Raw genomic sequence first — 17,213 nt, forward strand, 5'->3', positions numbered from 1 at the left:
CTACAACAATCTGTAAAAAAGTTTCATTTTTGAGCGATAGATGAATGAACACACCTCATTTTACGTGCTACTGAGAGTATATCGACTCTCACTTTTACCACCAGCTAGGAGCACTAATTTTATTAAAAATGTGCAGATGTTAACAGTTGAGCAAAAAACAACACCACTCACATACATTAGAAAAACAATTGTAAAACGTTTTCTTCATTGAATTAGTTTTTCTCAGCGATAAAACCCCAATCGCTTTAGTTTTTTTCATTCGTGCTATTCTTTGCTTTCGCTTACATTAACCACGTAATATTTCATCGAAATGATCCATTAGAGATAAATGCCATGCAAACCTTTGAGTTAGCCATTTTCCTGCAGTTTTTCTTAGGCCTTGTAGCCGCTGTGAACCCCGTGGGGATTATGCCAATATTTGTCTCTCTCACTGGTCATATGACGCAAGAAGAGAAACACAAAACGGCGGCTACAGCGAATATTGCTGTGGCAATAATTTTGATTACCGCACTGCTTGCTGGGCAGATGTTACTGGATATGTTTAGTATCTCTTTAGATTCGTTTCGAGTAGCTGGTGGCCTATTGCTGCTGAGCATCGCGTTTTCGATGATGAGCGGTAAATTGGGTGAAGATAAACAAAACAAACAAGAGAAATCTGAATACATTAGCCGTGAACAAATTGGGGTTGTGCCACTCGCTATGCCTTTAATGGCAGGACCGGGTGCCATCAGTTCAACCATAGTGTATGGCTCTCGCTACCCAAGCATGTTCGATACCGTGGGCATTATAATCACTGTGGTGTTATTTAGTTTAAGCTCTTGGCTGCTGTTTCGCTCAGCGCCCTATATTGTCCGCTTCTTAGGTCAAACGGGTATCAACGTGATTACGCGGATCATGGGTTTGATACTCGGCGCACTCGGTATTGAGTTTATTGCCAATGGGCTCAGAAATTTATTTCCTGGCCTTGCATAACCGCGGTTAACATCGTCACTGTTACTACAGACAAAAAGCATAAAAACATAAAAAAAGGGCGCTTTGCATAAAGCGCCCTTTTTGTATTTTTACTCAGGTAGTTTTAAACCGAGATCCATCTTTACTGTTTTTCAGCCAGAATGATCCGCAAAGTACGGCGAAGCGGCTCAGCAGCTCCCCACAATAATTGGTCACCCACCGTAAACGCATTTAAGAAATCATCACCCATAGACATTTTACGCAAACGTCCTACGGGAACTGACAAGGTACCAGTGACTTTGGCAGGGCTCAATTCACGTGCGGTAATATCGCGCTCGTTTGGAATAACTTTCACCCAATCATTGTGCGTAGCGATCATCTCTTCGATTTCATCAAGCGGAACATTTTTCTTCAGCTTGATGGTTAATGCTTGTGAGTGGCAGCGCATTGCGCCAATACGAACACAGGTTCCATCAATCGGGATCGGTGACGATTGAAGTCCCAAAATTTTATTAGCTTCAACGCCCGCTTTCCACTCTTCTTTGCTTTGACCATTGTCGCGTTTGACGTCAATCCAAGGGATTAATGAACCCGCTAGTGGTGCACCAAACTGCTCGGTAGGAAAAGAAGGTGATCGCATGGTTTCAGCCACTTTTCTGTCAATATCAAGAATTGAGCTCGATGGATTAGCCAATTCAGAGCTCACCGCATCGTTAATTACTCCCATTTGCGAGATCAACTCGCGCATATTTTGAGCGCCAGCACCCGAAGCTGCTTGGTAGGTCATTGCGCTCATCCACTCGACCAAACCTTTCTCATAAAGGCCGCCTAATGCCATAAGCATTAAACTGACTGTGCAGTTACCGCCAACAAAGGTATTGGTTCCTGAATGGATGCCGTGCTGAATTTGTGTCAAGTTAACTGGATCTAAAGTGATGATTGATTGTTTATCCATCCGTAAAGTAGATGCGGCATCAATCCAGTAACCTTTCCAGCCCACTTGACGAAGTGCTGGATACACTTTTTCAGTGTAGCTACCACCTTGACAAGTGATAATGGCATCTAATTGTTTGAGGCTATCAATATCGTAAGCATCTTGCAGTAACCCTGTATGATGATTGCCTTTCTTAGAAGGCACCGTTGGGGCAGGAATACCAATTTGAGATGTGCTAAAGAAAACCGGTTCGATCAAGTCAAAGTCATTTTCTTCAACCATACGCTGCATCAGTACAGAACCGACCATACCACGCCACCCCACTAAACCTACTCTCATCGCGCTCACTCTCCATGTATCTAAAATGAAAATTTATTGCTCCATCTATAAGTGGTTCAGCATAAAATCTCAAGACTTTCTTAGTAAAAGTGGTAACTTTTTCTTTCTGCGTAGCCTGTTTTGTAAAAAACACATTCAAGCCTAAAAATCACTCAACCGCACTATGATTCAGCATTCAATAATCAACGAAACGCTAAATAATCACGTTTCTGTTACACAAAAAGCCCACACTACAAAACATTTATAACCATTAAATTTAACGATTATCAACATTTAACATCGAAGATTAACCACTTAAACGACATAAATCACATCCGAGGTGTTTGATGTCGATATATTATGCTAACTATTGTAAAGTGCGATCGAACTCAATAAGGGCACCGTTCTGTCCTTAGATCATAAATCTGACAAGAGGCTCTTTTATGACGCAAGCCCCTCAACGCCTACCTAGCTTAATTCAAGTAATTATTGCTCTAGGCTTGTTTTTGTTACTCGCGTTTTCGTTTACAGCTCAACTCGATCTCCCTATCCAACTAGCCTTATACATTGGCTGGTTCATCATTATTGTGCTCGGTGTTCGTTTAGGTCACCAATATAAAGAATTAGAAAAAGCAGCACTGAATGGTATTTCTAATGGTTTAGGTGCCGTGTTGATACTTTTAGCTGTTGGCGCATTAGTTGGTACTTGGATCTCCGGCGGGATCGTGCCGACCATCATTTACTACGGTCTTCAAGCAATCCATCCTTCTATTTTCCTTCTTGCAACGATGATCATCTGTTCTCTCACCGCTTTAGCAACTGGAACCTCATGGGGTGCAGCTGGTACCGCGGGGATTGCCATGATGGGGATTGGTCAGGGTCTTGGCGTTCCAGCACCAATCACCGCTGGCGCAGTACTTTCAGGTTGTTACTTTGGTGACAAAATGTCGCCATTATCTGATTCCGTTATTCTGGCGTCTTCGATGTCTAACGTTGAAGTGATGGAGCACATTAAAGGTATGCTGCCGATAGCGCTTATCAGCTACGTGATCACGGGTATCATGTTTACCTTATTTGGTTTCCACTATGCGGGTAACGTAGACATGTCTCAAGTACAAAGCGTGATTGAGGCGATGGAACAGCAGTTTTACATTACCCCATACTCTTTTGTGCCAGTGCTGATTGTACTCGGCTTGCTTGCGATGAGAATGCCTTCGTTTCCTGTAATTAGCTTTGGTTCATTGCTGGGCATCATTTGGGCTGTGATGATCCAAGACGTAGACTTCTTGCAAGCTTTCAATACCGCATGGGCACCTTACAATATTGAATCTGGCGTTGGCTTCATTGACTCAATCTTAAACCGAGGCGGCATGTCCTCTATGCTTGGTTCTGTAGCCGTGATTGTCTTTGGTCTCGGGTTTGGTGGATTGCTAGATAAAGTGGGTGTGCTTGAAACCATCGCAAAACTATTTGAGCGCCGCGTGACAAGCGCAGGTTCACTGGCAACCAGTACCATTGGTACTGCATTTATGGGCAACGTTTTTGGCTCAGCTATGTATGTTTCACTCATCCTGACCCCTAAAATCTGTGCCAAAAACTATGACCGTTTAGGCTATCAGCGTAAGAACCTATCACGTAACGCTGAATTTGGTGGCACGCTCACCTCCGGTATGGTGCCATGGAGCGATAATGGCATCTACATGGCGAGCATTCTAGGCGTTACAACGCTCTCATATGCCCCCTTTATGTGGCTAAGCTTTGTCTGTATTTTGGTGACCATTTTTACCTCTTACATGGGTTGGTTTGTTGATAAATGTGAACCTACTGCACCAGCAGACAGTGATGAACAAGCACCGGTTCTCAACCAACAGTCAGCCTAGCAGAGTATTGCAAAAGTCATTGAACTAAAAAACCATTAAAAAAGAGCTCAACTGAGCTCTTTTTTACTACAAGCAGAATCACCATTTAAAGCTGACACGATAGAACTGGCTTATCGTTTTCTTTGATCAAGGTAGTGTTGCGCACTGGCTATAGCGGCCGCTAATTGCGTCGTTAATAACTCCAATTGCTTCTCCGTAGGTCGTTGCTTCTGACTAAGTCGCAACTCTATTTCTGACGCTATCTGCTTGAGAGAACGGCAACCAAGATTGCCCGCGACGCCTTTCAGGCTATGTGCTCTGCGCTGAGCAGCCTCCAAATCAGAATGCACCAATCTTTTCAATTCAGTGGCATCATGCTGATGATCTTGTATAAATACGCTCAACAGCAGAGTGACAGACTCAACATCGCCATTGAGAGTTACGAGCATGGATTCAATATCGATGGCCAAATCATCAGAAAGATCCGATGTTTCCACCTGTGGTTCTTCTGTGGACAAAACACGACTGGGATTCATCTCAGATGACGCATCCTCTTTCGCAGCACTGGGAACTTTATTAACATGAGAACGAGTTAAAACGGATGACCGAAACATCAACCAACCCAGCAATAGCATAACACCACCACTTAACCCCGTGACAAGATAAGCATAGATGTTTAAAAGACGATGGTATTGGTTTTCAACATGGATAAGCTGATTGTAAATAGAGTGATTGGTTAAATTGTCGACCAAACGTGCACCTTGGGCGTATTGATTCAGTAAATCAGACGCTTGTGCTAATGTCTGCTCTAACTCTTTTTTCTGAATGGCTGGTAAAGATTGCCCATCCACATAGAGTTTATCTAATGCTCGATAGATGCCCGGATTTTGCTCAGTGTCACTGAACATCGCTTCAAATACATAAGCGCCTAACACCACATACATTTGCTTGAGTTGTTCTGAATTAGTGGGATTATCGCGCAGCACTTGTAGGCGTTCAACCAAGGGTTGAATATTAAGCTCAATCGACAAATACGATTTGGTCAGTGTGATATAGCGATCAGTCACATGGAGCAATTGCTGAATATCTGGTCGCCATGAAAAATCTCGGTGCTCAACTTCCAGCTGTAGCCTAAGTGAATAGAGTAGCTGCACATTCAGCGCGATATCATTCGCTCGCGTCGAACGATAAGGCTCTTTAAAATAGAGTGAACTTTTAAGTTCTTCAACACTGTAATGTAACTCTTTCACCGCATGCATGGCTTGGTAGCTTAAATGGCTTTGCCAAAACACAAGACCAACGGAGATTAACCAACCAAACAGAATCACTCCATACGATCTCACGCTGAATCGTTTTGATTTCTTTTGCCCAAACACTGTGATTACCAATTTGTATTTGTAATTAATACAAGCATAAACCTAAAGTTTGGACCGTGCTGAGTTGTACATCGGGAGAAAAGACAAAAAAGAGAGCCATATCAAGCTCTCTTAGTGGTAAACGATTAACGCTGACGCGTTAACTGTTCTCTTAAATTCGGTGGCGTGCCTTTGATGGTTAACGTGTCGCTTTCAGGATCATAAAAAATACGCTCTCCCAATAACAAGCTATCAAAGCTCACATTCAAACCACCCCCTGCACCGACAAACTTGGTCAGTTTACGCACGGTAGAACGATCACCAGGAAAGCTCTCTTCCAGTTCATAGCCATGTGCCTGCGTATATTCGAAAAAACCCGTGCCGTCTTGGCTAGCAGGTAATTCACCAGACAACTCACGAATATGAACCTCTTCACCGGCTTTAATTTGCTCATTGCAGTAATCGTAAACCTGCTTCTTGTAACCGATCGCTTCATCTTTTTCTAGCTTAGAATCCGTGCAAAAATCCTGTACCGCTTGCATCAGTACTTGATTTTGCACTTTGGTATCTAACCCGACATCGGCTTGCAGAAAATCAAGAAAGAAATCCGACACTTTTCGACCAACGCGACCTTTGATATAGGCAAGGTAGCGGTTTGAGTTTTTGTCCGTTTCAAAACTTGAGAGGTCAAGACGCGCTGCGATATCCATTTTGTTGATATCAAGATAATCTGTCGCGCTAATGTCGAGCCCCTCTGTTACTTTCAAACTTTGGTTGAGAGGTAAAAGCCCAATAAATAGGTAATCGGTAGCCAATGACTGATATTCGGCCATCACTAAGATCCCTTCATCAGCAAACGGATACTTTGATAATTCATCTTTCAGCCGTTGAGCACTGATTTGTGAAAAATCGTAAAAATCACGCTCACCTTGACGAAGTTCTTGCAACCAAGTTTGAAAATCACTGTCCGACTTAAACGAACCAAAACCTTTGCTCGCTTTCGAATTAAACACGCGATGCAACTCAGCCACTAAATTTTCGGCAGACGTATCATTATCTAAAGATTGAGAGCGGTATTTAACCACCAACTCATCTTGCTCGTTTTTGCTTAATTGGTGCAAAATCACGTTGGAAAGGTGAAGACTCATAGTGAAATTATCATCGTTCTGGTTTCAGTTGTAAGGCATTGTAGGTTATCATAAGCCGCTTTTACTATCATCATTAGAGTCTTTATGCCTATTACATCTAAATACAGCGACGAAAGAATTGAAAATATCCTGACAGAAGTTGCTGCCATCCTCGCTAAACATAGTGCTTCCCCTGAGCTTACTCTCATGATTGCGGGAAACATTGCAACGAATGTCTTAAACCAAAACGTTGCCGCTTCACAGCGTAAGGCGATTGCGGAAAAATTTGCTCAGGCATTGATGTCGTCTTTAGAAACTACTACTCACTAATAGAATGCATAGATAGAAAATCACATGGCAGATAGCGAAAATACATACGGTGAACGCGTATCACGGTTGGTTGGTTGGGGGCATTGGTTTGCTTTCTTCAATATCATTGCAGCAATGCTTATTGGTACTCGATATATCGTACAATCACCATGGCCTGAAACCTTGTTGGGGCAGTTTTATTTAGCTGTGTCTTGGGTCGGCCATTTTGGATTTTTGGTCTTTGCACTCTATCTGCTGGTTTTATTCCCTCTGACATTCATCATTCCGTCGCGCAAACTATTTCGCTTCGTGGCGGTCTGTTTTGCAACGTTAGGACTCACACTCTTATTAATCGATACCCAAGCTTATCAAGCAATCAACCTGCACTTAACACCGATTGTATGGGAACTGCTTTTTAGCGATGAGACCAGCGCTATCACCGCCGACTTACAGCATCTGTTTGTGGTCATGCCGCTCATTTTCCTCTTACAACTTGGGCTTTCGGAGTGGGTTTGGCGTAAGCAGCGAAAACTATCGCATAAACACGTTGGCCGACCCATCGCGGCGGTATTTTTCATTAGTTTTATTACCAGCCACCTTATTTACGTTTGGTCTGATGCGTATTTAGAAACATCAGTGACCAGCCAAAAATCAAACTTCCCGCTCTCCTATCCAATGACGGCAAAATCGTTCATGGAAAAACACGGTCTATTTGATCGTGATGTGTACTTAAAGCGTTTGAAGGATAATGAAGAGAACCTTAACATTGTTCGTTATCCTCTTGAGCCTCTTCAATTTGGCCGCAGAGCAAATAATCTCAATATTTTGCTAGTGAGTGTCAATAATTTAAGAAGTGATGTGCTGACAGCTGAAATCATGCCCAACACTTACCAATTTGCGACAGAAAATTTGAAGTTTAATAATCATTACAGCTCGAGTAATGACATGTTTGGGATCTTTGGCTTATTTTATGGATTGCCAAGCAGTTATGCCAACGCCATTCGTTCACAAGGTACCCCTCCGATACTGATAGATGTATTGAAAAAACAGAATTATCAGTTTGGCCTCTTTAGTGGCGATAATTTTGACGACACCTTATACGAAGAGACGATTTTCCGCACTTTAACGATCTCTAAAGCTCCTTTTGATCAAGAATCGAGCACAGATAACCAAACTATACAACGCTGGCATAAATGGGTATCCGAGCAAACCGAACAACCCTGGTTCAGCTATTTGGAATTGACGACCGTTGACAACTTTAATGACTTTGACCCTCGGTCAAGTAAAGGTAGTGCCAGCGATCGCCTGCGTGCTGGTTACAATAACTCGGTCAATGCAGCCGACCAAGAAATAGGCCTGCTGCTCACTAAGATTGACGAATTACAATTGCAAGACAATACGCTGATTGTGATCACCTCAAATCATGGCGCGGAGTTTAACGAGACAAAAACCAACAGCTGGGGTGCTAACAGCAATTACAGCCGATACCAGTTACAAGTGCCGATGATCATCCATTGGCCTGGAAAAATGGCAGGGGAATACTCACACCGTTCAAGTCACTTAGATTTTTCAGTCACGCTTTTACAGGATCTGTTAGGTGCTTCATCCAACCCTATTGAATTTAGCAGTGGTAGAAACTTGTTTGATGAAAACAAAAGGAAGTGGATTTTAGCCGGTGATGCCCGTGAATTAGCCTTGATTACCGATACCCAAACGACTCTCATTGATAAATTTGGCAACTTCAAGCTGTTTGATGAAAACTATCAACGTCAGAAAGACTCTAGCCCAGCGTTACCAGTACTGATGCAAGGCTTAACTGAATTGCAGAGATTTTACGCCAAAGATAATTAAATCAGGTCGTTAGCAAGATTATCTCTTGACGCTAAAGGGATAAATGATTAGATTACGCCAATCGGACTGTAGCGCAGCTTGGTAGCGCACCGTCATGGGGTGTCGGGGGTCGGAGGTTCAAATCCTCTCAGTCCGACCATACACCTAAAAAAAGAGAGCTTCGGCTCTCTTTTTTGCTTTAGTATCTGATTTTTAGTCTGTTTGAACTAACAGTGGCGCAACTTCGGTTGGATGAATGACAACGGCAATAGATTTTGATGTCGGGGTATCACTAAAGTCGCCTTTACTGCTCAATGGAATGAGTGCATTTGCCTCAGGGAAATAGGCCGCCACATTCCCTTGAGGAATTACATAGGCGACCACCTTGAAGCCGAAAATTTCACGTTTAATACCATCATCCCACAGTGTCTCAATATCGACTCGTTCACCCGCTTTTAATTGCAGCTGCTCAATATCTTTTTCATTCATGAAAATGACATTACGTTCACCAAATACACCTCGGTAACGATCATCCAAACCGTAAACCGTGGTGTTGTACTGATCGTGCGAACGCATCGTCTGCAACACAAAAATCGGTTTCTTGGTCATCTGCTGAGTTTTGAGCGGAACGATAGATTCAGGAAGTGCATTGCTGCTTATCTGCGCTTTTCCTGTGGGCGTTTTCCAATTAAATTCACGCGCTGAATTACCAAGATAAAAACCGCCAGGCCCTTTGAGCCTCTGATTAAAATTGGCAAATCCTGGGATAATCTTTTCAATCAAATCTCGAATGTTATCGTAATTATCAGCCATCGATTGCCAATCGATTGGATTTCCCTCCCCTAAGGTCGCTTTTGCCATTCCTGCGATAATGGCCGGCTCTGAGCGCATCATCTCTCCTGTAACATCAATTCGCCCAGAAGAGGCATGAACCATGGAGAATGAGTCTTCAACGGTAATTTTCTGTGGCCCCTGAGCCTGAATATCAATATCGGTCCGACCTAAACAAGGCAGGATCAACGCATCCTTGCCCGGGTTGACATGGCTCCGATTCAGTTTAGTCGCAATGTTTACGGTCAAATTACAGTTTTTCATTGCTTGCGCGACACGCTCGGTATCGGGCGCAGCGGCAACGAGGTTTCCCCCTAAACCGATAAAGACTCTACTTTCACCCCGTAGCATCGCCTCAATAGCATTAACTACATTATGTCCATGCGCTTTTGGTGGCGTAAAGCCCAGTACTTTTTCAATATTGTCGAGTAGAAATACCGGCGGTTTTTCATTAATTCCAACCGTGCGGTCACCTTGCACATTTGAGTGGCCACGGACAGGACATACCCCAGAACCATCCTTACCAATTTGGCCAAACAGTAATTGTAGATTGACCAACTCTTGTATGGTTGCCACCGAATGCTTATGCTGAGTCACCCCCATCGCCCAAGTTACGATCACGCGTTTAGCGCCTTGATAGATATCTGCCACCAGCTCTAGCTCTTGGTGCGTAAGCCCCGATTGCTCAATAATACTTGGCCACGACGTAGCCTGCACCATGGCTAAGTAAGACTCCATCCCTTCGGTATGCTGGGCAATGAAATCAAGGTCGAATATCGATTCACCGCAGGCCTGTGCTTGCTGATGACGAGCAAGAAGAATTTTCACCAAGCCACGAACCGCCGCCATATCTCCGCCTAATTTAGGAGTGAAATAATGGCTAGTGGTCGGTGTTGAACCATTGCTTAACATTTCAAAAGGATTTTGCGGGTTAGTAAAACGCTCCAATCCTCGCTCTTTTAAATTATTAAATGCAACAACCCGAGCGCCACGCTTATAGGCTGACGCCAGTGTTTCCAACATACGAGGGTGATTCGTTCCTGGGTTTTGTCCAAATAAAAGAATCGCATCGGATTCTTCAAAATCCTCAATAGTCACAGTTCCCTTACCAATGCCAATCGAGCGAACCAAGGCGACGCTCGTAGCTTCATGGCACATGTTTGAGCAATCAGGAAAATTATTGGTACCAAACCGGCGCGCAAACAACTGGTATAGAAATGCAGCTTCATTACTCGCGCGGCCTGATGTATAAAATTCCGCCTGATTTGGACTAGCGAGTTGATTGAGGTGTTGTGCAACCAGTGCAAACGCCTCATCCCAGCTGATTGGCTCATAGTGATCCGTTTGAGCGTTGTAGCGCATTGGTTCCGCTAAACGCCCTTGAGATTCGAGAAAATAGTCACTCTGCTTATTGAGCCAAGTGACCGAATATTGCTTAAAGAAATCCGCCCCAACGCGTCGAGAAGTGGCTTCCCAGTTGACGGCCTTAGCGCCATTTTCGCAAAAACGAAAACGCCCTGGAACATGTTTTTCACCCCAAGCACAGCCCGGACAGTCAAAACCATGGTCTTGGTTGGTTTTTAAAAGATTGGAAATATTTTTGGCAACATTATGACTTTTCAATAGATGATGCGCGGTGCTTTTTAGCGCTCCCCAACCACCAGCCGAACCGGTATATTGTTTAATACTCATATTCTTCTTCTCACTCTTTCACTGACTGCAAACGTGCATGACCATGGTATATATTGAACTGATTTTTTTTGATAAAACCAATCAGTGTCATATCAAACTGACGCGCCATATCGAGCGCTAAACGTGATGGCGCACCAACAGCCACCACCACTGAAATGCCAGCAATGGCCGCTTTTTGCATTAACTCAAAACTCACTCGGCCGCTAAGAATTAATACCCCTTGCGGGTGCCAACGTTGCTCACTCAAAATTCGACCAATCAACTTATCCACTGCATTATGGCGGCCCACATCTTCCGCAACGGCAATCAACTCGCCATTCACGAAGTAACCCGCACCATGCACCGCCCCCGTTTTTGCAAACAGTGGTTGATGAACAAGAAGCAGATTAGGAAGCGCAATAACAACATCAGAAGAGAGCCATTTCGGGCTATCATCAACACGAATTTCTCGCCTCAAACTCAAGGCTCGGATGGATGTCATACCGCAAATGCCACAGCTCGACTGGCTCATATAACGACGGGCCTGATGCTGAATCACATCAGTGTATGGATGATTGAGCGTGACCAACCAGTGATTCTGGCCATGGCGTGATTCGTCGTCAACCAATTCCATATTGAGTATATGGTCATATGAATCGATCACTTGCTGCGTGTAAAGTAAGCCACCGATGAGATGAGCATCGTCACCAGGCGTTCGCATTGTCATGCTCCACTCTTCGATATGCAGCTTGTTAGTAACCGTATCATTCCATTGCAAACTGATTTGTAAAGGCTCTTCAATAGCAAGAATATCGTATTCATTTTGAAACCCTATTTTGGAATCAAAACGTTGGCGATAAATGCGTTCAGTCCCCTCAGGTTGAGCATCATGAGGGTCATTGGTTGTCGTTTCTTCTATCATGGTTCTTTTTATTGGCTGATTTCAATCATCAGCATAGGTGAGTGCAAGATAAACTCCTGCAAACACTCTGTACTTAATGATTGGAAATGGAAGCAGTGCCTTAGACACAGGAAGCTGCAAATTACTCCTCACCTTGCGCAGGGTCAAGAAAGCCATCTTTTGGCTATAGTTCAGGTTTAGTACCATTTCCCTGCCAGTTTTAGCTTGTTACCCGTCATTCGCAGAGGTTCAAGCATTATATGAACATAAAAGCATAAAAAGGAAATAACATTCCATTTATGAAACTCCGGTAGCCTGATACTACAAGAGAGCATCAGGCTCTTGGTAAACCGTTGCTAATACATAACCGATTACCCCGCTTCAATACGACTTTCTGTATAAACATCGTAAGAATTCACCGTTAAGCCAGCAACCAAATAAAAAATGCGCCATAACGAAGTACGCATTAATGTACATTTTTTCTCCAACAAGGCGCTAAGAATCAAGCTATTAGTGGAAAACTATCGTCAATTGCATACAAAACCAGCAAACGATCGGATCAAGACTTTACAAAGTAAAATTGCCTCGCTATTATGCGCACCACACGGAGAGATGGCTGAGTGGTTTAAAGCACCGGTCTTGAAAACCGGCGATGGTTAATAGCTATCCTAGGGTTCAAATCCCTATCTCTCCGCCACTTTTAAGAAAAGCCGCTGTTTTTACAGCGGCTTTTTCGTATCTGATTAACATCATTTTCTCATACTGATTTTTTATTCCACGCACCACTTGCCATTCATTAGATAAGTACCCTCTCCATTCATCACATACCAAAGGTGTATTTTTTAGAAACTGGCATCAAATATGCTTCCCATTATTCAACGGTTATGTCGTAATTAATGGCATGGTTAGAGAGGAGAAGTGTATGAGCCATCTCTATAAGATTGAATCCTACAGTGAAGAAGCGGTCAGCTCGATTGCCCAGTTTATCCGTTCTAAAGGTGGAAGATGCTGTATTGCTGGTTTTGCAGTGATAACAAGCCACCCTTTTCAAGAGCGCGAGGCGTGGTGTTTACTGCCACTTGTCGGCAAAGTGACTGATAATGTAACCGATTGGGATACCAGCCTTTTTTATCGAAAATGTGATAATTAGCTCGTCAGGTCGGTTAACATCTTACCTAATTCACTGGACTCTGCTTACTTAGCGACCGATTCTTTGATGTCATTTTATTGAGCCGAATTACGTTGATAACGCGTGGTTTTGCTGGATTTACGTGTCTTTCGTTTGAATGCAGGGCGCTCGACTTTGGGCAATGAGCGAAGCGACTCTGGCACTGCGCCCGATTTCGCCTGTTCCATGATCTGAATAATGCGCTCTTGCAGCACTTGCATAAAGGGTTGATACGCTTGCCCACGTTCAGCCATCGCTTGCAATTGATGCTCCCAATGGGCGGTCATATCAGGATAAGTTGATTCATTTGGCAGCGCATGAATTAAACCCCTTCCCGCTGGCGAGCTTAGAATCAGTTTACCTTGACGTGTTAAGAGTTGCCGCTTGAATAAAGTGTCAAGGATCCCCGCTCGCGTCGCTTCCGTACCCAAACCATCGGTTTCACGTAAGATTTTTTTCAGCTCTTTATCTTCAACATAACGAGCAATTCCCGTCATCGCTTGTAGCAAAGTCGCTTCAGTAAAATGACGAGGAGGCTCGGTTTTTCGATCGTGAATCTCCCCTTCTCGACACGTCAGCACCGTCCCTTTACTCAGTGGTGGAACGGCATCGACTCCGTTCTCTTCTTCATCGACTTTGCCTAACAAACTCTTCCAACCGGTTTCAACCAGTTGTCGCCCTGACGCAACAAAAAAGCCACCCGCAATATCAAACACCAGCTTGGCTTCCGCGTACACGGCGGCGGGATAAAATTGCATCAAGTATTGGCGCGCAATCAATTGGTATATTTTCATCTCATTTCCCGACAAGGCATTGACGGATGCCTGCTTTGGTGTGGGAATAATGGCATGGTGCGCGTCCACTTTCTTATCGTTCCATGCTTTGGATTTAAGAGCTAAGTTTGCGCCACTGACCGCCGTTAACAACTCTTTGGCGTTGCACGCGATAGCTTGAGTTACTGACGAAGCTTGAGCGTAATGTTCTTGTGGTAAGTAACGACAATCTGAGCGCGGATAGGTGATTAATTTATGCTTCTCATACAGAGATTGGCAAGTGTCTAACACTTGCTGGGCGCTCATTGCAAAGCGCTTAGCTGCATCAATTTGCAGTGCAGATAAGGAATAAGGTAACGGCGCGGCTTGCTTAGTTTGCTTTTGTTCGGCTTCAATCACTGTGGCGGGTTGCCCTGCGATGCGCTGTGCGACATTTTCCACCAACTTGCGGTTTAAGACTCGCCCTTCTTCATCTTGCCACGGCTGGCAAGCATCGCTGGGTTTCCAGCGCGCACGGATATCAAACGCCACTTGATCAGTTTGATAAGGGATTAACGCATGTAATGTAAAATAGTCTCGCGGGATGAAGTTTTCTATCTCCTCATCCCGACGTACCACAAGCCCTAGAATAGGAGTTTGTACCCGTCCAACCGACAAGACACCTTGATAGCCCGCTTTCTGCCCCAGCAAAGTATAAGCCCGTGACATATTCATGCCATACAACCAATCGGCTCTTGAACGCGCGAGCGCTGAAACCGATAAAGGGATGAATTCGCGGTTACTGCGCATCTGTTTCAGTGCACGCTGCACGGCTGGAAGGTTTAAATCGCTGATCAGTAGCCGCAATGCTTGCTCTTTTTTACTTTGGCTTACTTTGCAATAATCAATCACTTCATCAACCAGTAGTTGCCCTTCGCGATCCGGGTCTCCTGCATGGATAATTTGCGATGCTTCTTTCAAAAGCTGACGAATCACAGTCAACTGTTTGCTCGATGTTTTGCGCGGTCTAAGCTGCCACTGTGAAGGAATGATAGGTAAGTCGAGTAAATTCCACTTTTTATAGCGTTCATCATAAACATCCGGCTCAACTTGCTCGAGTAAATGCCCAATACACCAAGTAACGATGTCGCCATTCGCACAACGAATGAAACCTTGATCTTTCTTGTGTGGTTTCGGCAAAGCATCGGCTATAGCGCGCCCTAAGCTGGGCTTTTCAGCAATGAATAAACGGGTCATAAACTCAAATCAACGCAAAAAAATAAGGCCACATTAACCAATGTGACCTTAATAAATCAAGAAAAACTGTTATTTTATACAGTATTACTCTTCATTGCCTGCACGTGCAGCGGCTTCTTTCACTAAAGGTTGCAGTTCGCCTTTTTGGAACATTTCGATAATGATGTCACAACCACCAATCAACTCACCTTCAATCCACAATTGTGGAAAAGTAGGCCACTGTGCGTATACAGGCAGCTCAGCGCGGATATCTGGGTTTTGCAGAATATCCACATAAGCAAATTTCTCACCGCAAGCCATCAAAGCCTGCGCAGCTTGAGAAGAGAATCCGCAACTTGGTAGCTTAGGAGAGCCTTTCATGTATAGCAGAATGGCATTTTCTTCAAGTTGCTGTTTAATTTTATCAATAGTTTCCATTGCTTCCTCTTAATGGGATAGTGCGGTTTGTTACTGACATTCTAAATCATTAATAGAGAATAAAAAGCACATATTATTTATGGATATCCTGCCTATACAACAATTTTCAATATTAGGACTTTTAATAAAGTAAAAACTTGCTAAAATACCTTCAAGTCAGTCGTATCGACGAATATCATTATAATATCTGGAAGCTACTGAAAGAGACTTTCACTCTTTCTACACAACGGAGAATCGAGCAATGTCATTCGAATTACCAGCTTTGCCTTACGCTAAAGACGCTCTAGAACCACACATTTCAGCCGAAACACTAGATTTCCACCACGGTAAGCACCACAACACTTACGTTGTGAAGCTTAACGGCCTTATTCCTGGCACTGAATTTGAAGGTAAATCTCTCGAAGAGATCATCAAAACTTCAACTGGTGGCGTGTTTAATAACGCCGCTCAAATTTGGAACCACACCTTCTATTGGCACTGCCTTGCACCAAATGCAGGTGGCGAACCAACAGGTGCCGTTGCAGACGCAATTAACGCCGCATTTGGTTCTTTTGAAGCTTTTAAAGCAAAATTCACTGACTCAGCGATCAATAACTTTGGTTCATCTTGGACTTGGTTGGTGAAAAATGCGGATGGTTCTTTAGAGATCATCAACACTTCAAATGCAGCCACACCACTGACTCACGAAGGTGTGACTCCGCTACTGACGGTTGATCTGTGGGAACACGCTTACTACATCGATTACCGTAACCTACGCCCTGACTACATGAATGGTTTCTGGGCACTGGTTAACTGGGCATTCGTTGCAGAAAACCTAGCAAAATAACCTTTTCCCCTTGGATTGGTATTTAGTCATATGAAAAGCCTGCTTTATCGCAGGCTTTTTTGTTATTTTATCTAAAGTTATCTGCTTTCTCGCCGCTAAAAGTGCATCGGTTGGAGAGGCAAATGCAAGTACATACATTAGATAAAGCCAGTATTATAAACGAGCTTCAATTTGGCTCGGGGCTAAGCCATGCTGTCCAGCAAGGACGCCGTGCGGACTTTGCACTCATACTGTCGATGTTTTCTAACGATGTACGCGACAACACTCCTGTTGAACGTATTGAAAACCCACCCACTAGCGATGAATTGTTACGTAAGCGATTTGAGCTTACGGAGCCTCAAGCACTGCGTTCCGACCAAAGCTCTTACGCTGTTTCAGCAAAACAGGCCGAGCTTTTCCATCACGGAGGACTCGCCAGTGCGAAACTCAGTCACTACTTGACTCCTGAAGTACTCGCCTATTTGCCTGAAGATACGCATGATTTACCCGAAGAGGTATATCTTAATCTGTCAGGACATGAGCGAAGGCATCTTGCCTCCCCCTCAAACGTTGAGCTCTTAGTTGCCGATCTGTCGGTTCAACTCACCGTTGCCCACCGGCGAGATCAGATCCGCACCCAAGTTTGATGTCTTGTATGTAACACAAAACGACATTCTCTAGATCAGAATGTGAGTATGACCAAAAAAAACACATACCACGCTCGCTTA

14 protein-coding genes and 2 tRNA genes are annotated in these 17,213 nt (G+C 43.9%); 9 read left to right on the forward strand and 7 right to left on the reverse strand.

Annotation, left to right across the window (positions count from 1 at the left end; genetic code table 11):
- The first annotated feature begins 333 nt into the window (after positions 1–333).
- Positions 334–972 carry a YchE family NAAT transporter gene (locus AACU59_RS05235; protein ID WP_010318853.1) on the forward strand — a complete coding sequence of 213 codons (639 nt, stop codon included), beginning with the start codon at positions 334–336 and terminating at the stop codon, positions 970–972.
- A 121-nt stretch (positions 973–1,093) separates the two neighbouring features.
- On the opposite strand, the gene asd is transcribed toward AACU59_RS05235, so the two are convergent.
- Complete coding sequence (gene asd, locus AACU59_RS05240) at positions 1,094–2,224, reverse strand: aspartate-semialdehyde dehydrogenase (protein WP_029189775.1); 1,131 nt, start codon at positions 2,222–2,224, stop codon at positions 1,094–1,096.
- Positions 2,225–2,646: 422 nt separating this feature from the next.
- Between asd and nhaC the strand changes: the two genes are divergently transcribed.
- Positions 2,647–4,083, forward strand: coding sequence for a Na+/H+ antiporter NhaC (gene nhaC / locus AACU59_RS05245; protein ID WP_094145730.1), 1,437 nt, complete (start codon positions 2,647–2,649; stop codon positions 4,081–4,083).
- Positions 4,084–4,193: 110 nt separating this feature from the next.
- Here the strand turns inward: nhaC and AACU59_RS05250 are convergent, their stop codons facing one another.
- Entirely contained in the window at positions 4,194–5,390 is a 1,197-nt protein-coding gene (locus AACU59_RS05250; protein ID WP_094145729.1) for an Hpt domain-containing protein, read from the reverse strand.
- A gap of 173 nt (positions 5,391–5,563) precedes the next feature.
- Positions 5,564–6,565 carry a nucleoid-associated protein YejK gene (gene yejK, locus AACU59_RS05255; protein WP_017042553.1) on the reverse strand — a complete coding sequence of 334 codons (1,002 nt, stop codon included), beginning with the start codon at positions 6,563–6,565 and terminating at the stop codon, positions 5,564–5,566.
- Positions 6,566–6,649: 84 nt separating this feature from the next.
- Here yejK and AACU59_RS05260 point away from each other — a divergent pair, with 84 nt between their 5' ends.
- From AACU59_RS05260 to AACU59_RS05270, 3 genes are all read left to right on the forward strand, one after another.
- Positions 6,650–6,874, forward strand: a complete 225-nt coding sequence (locus AACU59_RS05260; RefSeq protein WP_013856392.1) for a YejL family protein — start codon at positions 6,650–6,652, stop codon at positions 6,872–6,874.
- Between the two features lie 24 nt (positions 6,875–6,898).
- A complete protein-coding gene (locus AACU59_RS05265) occupies positions 6,899–8,704 on the forward strand; it encodes a DUF3413 domain-containing protein (protein WP_094145728.1) in 1,806 nt (601 codons plus the stop codon).
- A 62-nt stretch (positions 8,705–8,766) separates the two neighbouring features.
- A tRNA-Pro gene (locus AACU59_RS05270) sits at positions 8,767–8,843 on the forward strand.
- Positions 8,844–8,896: 53 nt separating this feature from the next.
- Here AACU59_RS05270 and AACU59_RS05275 read toward each other — a convergent pair.
- Both AACU59_RS05275 and AACU59_RS05280 read right to left on the reverse strand, forming a co-directional pair.
- Positions 8,897–11,206 (reverse strand): FdhF/YdeP family oxidoreductase, encoded by a 2,310-nt coding sequence (locus AACU59_RS05275; protein ID WP_094145727.1) that lies wholly within the window; start codon positions 11,204–11,206, stop codon positions 8,897–8,899.
- Between the two features lie 10 nt (positions 11,207–11,216).
- Positions 11,217–12,107 carry a formate dehydrogenase accessory sulfurtransferase FdhD gene (locus AACU59_RS05280; protein ID WP_094145726.1) on the reverse strand — a complete coding sequence of 297 codons (891 nt, stop codon included), beginning with the start codon at positions 12,105–12,107 and terminating at the stop codon, positions 11,217–11,219.
- Positions 12,108–12,692: 585 nt separating this feature from the next.
- Between AACU59_RS05280 and AACU59_RS05285 the strand changes: the two genes are divergently transcribed.
- Positions 12,693–12,783: transfer RNA gene (locus tag AACU59_RS05285), tRNA-Ser, on the forward strand.
- Between the two features lie 225 nt (positions 12,784–13,008).
- A complete protein-coding gene (locus tag AACU59_RS05290; RefSeq protein ID WP_026027246.1) occupies positions 13,009–13,236 on the forward strand; it encodes a hypothetical protein in 228 nt (75 codons plus the stop codon).
- Positions 13,237–13,310: 74 nt separating this feature from the next.
- Here the strand turns inward: AACU59_RS05290 and AACU59_RS05295 are convergent, their stop codons facing one another.
- Positions 13,311–15,263 (reverse strand): DNA topoisomerase III, encoded by a 1,953-nt coding sequence (locus AACU59_RS05295; protein WP_094144594.1) that lies wholly within the window; start codon positions 15,261–15,263, stop codon positions 13,311–13,313.
- Between the two features lie 84 nt (positions 15,264–15,347).
- Positions 15,348–15,680: a Grx4 family monothiol glutaredoxin gene (locus tag AACU59_RS05300; protein WP_010318865.1), complete on the reverse strand. Its 333-nt coding sequence runs from the start codon at positions 15,678–15,680 to the stop codon at positions 15,348–15,350.
- Positions 15,681–15,921: 241 nt separating this feature from the next.
- Between AACU59_RS05300 and sodB the strand changes: the two genes are divergently transcribed.
- Positions 15,922–16,506 carry a superoxide dismutase [Fe] gene (gene sodB / locus AACU59_RS05305; RefSeq protein ID WP_010318866.1) on the forward strand — a complete coding sequence of 195 codons (585 nt, stop codon included), beginning with the start codon at positions 15,922–15,924 and terminating at the stop codon, positions 16,504–16,506.
- Positions 16,507–16,628: 122 nt separating this feature from the next.
- On the forward strand, positions 16,629–17,132 hold the full coding sequence (locus AACU59_RS05310) for a VC2046/SO_2500 family protein (RefSeq protein WP_026028396.1): 504 nt from the start codon (positions 16,629–16,631) through the stop codon (positions 17,130–17,132).
- Positions 17,133–17,213: the final 81 nt, after the last annotated feature.

The sequence above is a fragment of the Vibrio sp. V23_P3S9T160 genome (assembly GCF_963886625.1).
In the GTDB taxonomy this organism is placed as follows: Bacteria; Pseudomonadota; Gammaproteobacteria; order Enterobacterales; family Vibrionaceae; genus Vibrio; species Vibrio anguillarum.